Genomic DNA, 2084 nt, shown 5'->3' on the forward strand with positions numbered 1-2084 from the left:
TTGGAACTTCAAACACTGACAAGTCGCCCCGTGGGTTCATGGGGCGGATACGTTAAGCTGTAGGGTTAAAGCCCATGCTATTTAATTTACGCTCCATTTTTTGCAGCATATCGTTCATTTCTTGTTGTTCACTTTTTACTACTTCACTTCGTAAATTTAATTTTTTTGCGTCCCACTGAGTCGAATTGAGATGTTCTGAGAATGCTAAGTTCATCAATCGTCTAACTCGATTTCTCAAGGCATGCGTATGAGCAAGAAACCACTGGGTGTCGCTAATTTTAACCAAAGAATCAAATTGTGATGAGCCGAGCACCAAAGCGTCTATATGAGAATCTAGTTCCTTGAAACTTTGTTCTACTTGTAAATCTAAACGGGGATTTCCGCCTGATTTTACAATGTTGTCGATGAGTAACATGAGTTTGTACTTAAAGACAAATAGGTCTCTATAAAGAACGAAAGCAGCTTCATTCGACTTCGAACTCTTCCAGTCAGAATATGTTTCGCAACCAAACCAAAGTAACCCAAGAGTCCCTATACCGCTAAGTAAAGATCCAAGCCCAGACAAGATATCTGAAGACGTAACTCCATCTAAATCAAAAAACAAAGCTGTTGCCAGCAGAAAACCAAAGGAAATCAAGACAACACAGTATATTGAAATTACTAACTTTTCTTCTAATTTCAACAATATCACCTGTTATGGATAGTAACCTAACGCTCTACAGAGCATTTGGTGGTACTTGAGGTACATCATTTGGCATTGCAGGTATCTGAACTGCCTCGACCTTGAATAATATAGGCACGATATCTGTCCTAGCAAATATTGTTTGCGGCTTGCCCCAGTAAATCGAATACAGTTGTTTTCCTCCTTCAATAGAGGTTTGAGTAACCTTACCTGAACCTGTATAGAGGAATATCCAATCCCCTTGGTTTAATATCGCATCACCAAACCAAAGCAAATTATCTTTTACAGGGTAAGCCTGTGTATGGCCGAAAGGTTGGTTTCCAATCATGACCCCGAATTGACCAGTGTTTACCGTCTGATTTACAAAAATTGCAATTCGCTCTAGATTTGCCACACCCTTATCTAAAATCCCCGTAATCGTAAACTCAGAAATATTACTAACTATCACTTTTGCCTCCAACACCAGAAAACCAACTAGCTATAAGTAAAGTTGCCCCAACTAAAGCCAAGATAACAGCAATAGATGAATTGAGTTCAGGAGTACGATAGAGCTCAATAGATATACCAATCAATGCTGTTCCAAATGTTGCTTCTAAGTTACTTTTTTTACGTAATTTATTGATACTGTCCAATTGATTTTTATAAACGGCTGCTTGCTCTCGGCAATCATAGTATTCACGATTACAATCTTCTATTTTTTCCTTCAAACGGCTGTTTTCTTTTTGAAGCTTAGCTATTTCATGGAAGTTCTGTGATTGTAAGGCGGCTATAATCTTAGCGGTAGCTTCACCGCCTAATGCCTTGAATTTATTTTCAGCAAGCCCCTCCAGTACATTATGTACATGCTGAAACGGCGGAGGTTCAATGCTTGTTATATAGTCCGCTGAACTGGCAACCTGAGATCCCGTTGTCCCTTTAGGATCTGGTTTTGGTATATTTTCCAAGATTCCTCCTTATTGAAACGTATACTTAACATTAACTAGGCCGAAATTTTCTTTTGGTTCCTTGCTACTCCAATTCTACTCGAGATTTCCCCTTAGCAACAATTACTTATCGAAAAAAGGAGCTGAATGAATCCAATATATGGAATCATGGTGTATAGCTTAGCGTGTAAAGCTGGCACTGAAATTGTAGCCAGAGCAGGGTTATGTGAGTGCTGATAGGTAGGTCGAATTTACCCCCGTGATACAACACGGGGATTCACGACGAACAGCATTAGAAGAATGGATAACTTCTAGTAGGGCAAAACCCCATGAACAGGATGTGAATGAGTAAAAGGTCTATCCAACAATGGGGCACTTTCGAGTTAGAAAGTGCCACGAGTCAAAATTCAGGTCTATGAAGCCTCTGTCGAGTAGACGACACTTGTTACCAAGTGCCGCCCCTCTAAGAACTGTACGTG

Annotated in this window: 3 protein-coding genes; all 3 read right to left on the bottom strand. The window is 39.9% G+C overall.

Annotated elements, in window-relative coordinates; translation table 11 throughout:
* Nucleotides 1-52: 52 nt before the first annotated feature.
* From ACED60_RS25570 to ACED60_RS25580, 3 genes are read right to left on the bottom strand one after another with little or no spacing between them, the layout of a single operon-like run.
* Nucleotides 53-682, bottom strand: a complete 630-nt coding sequence (locus ACED60_RS25570; RefSeq protein WP_280613248.1) for a hypothetical protein — start codon at nt 680-682, stop codon at nt 53-55.
* 34 nt (nt 683-716) lie between these two features.
* Nucleotides 717-1130, bottom strand: coding sequence for a hypothetical protein (locus ACED60_RS25575; RefSeq protein WP_280613247.1), 414 nt, complete (start codon nt 1128-1130; stop codon nt 717-719).
* Entirely contained in the window at nt 1120-1626 is a 507-nt protein-coding gene (locus tag ACED60_RS25580; RefSeq protein ID WP_280613246.1) for a hypothetical protein, read from the bottom strand. The genes ACED60_RS25575 and ACED60_RS25580 overlap by 11 nt, the downstream gene beginning before the upstream one ends.
* Nucleotides 1627-2084 lie beyond the last annotated feature (458 nt).

The sequence above is a fragment of the Vibrio sp. 1F279 genome (genome assembly GCF_041439815.1).
GTDB lineage: Bacteria > Pseudomonadota > Gammaproteobacteria > Enterobacterales > Vibrionaceae > Vibrio > Vibrio tasmaniensis_A.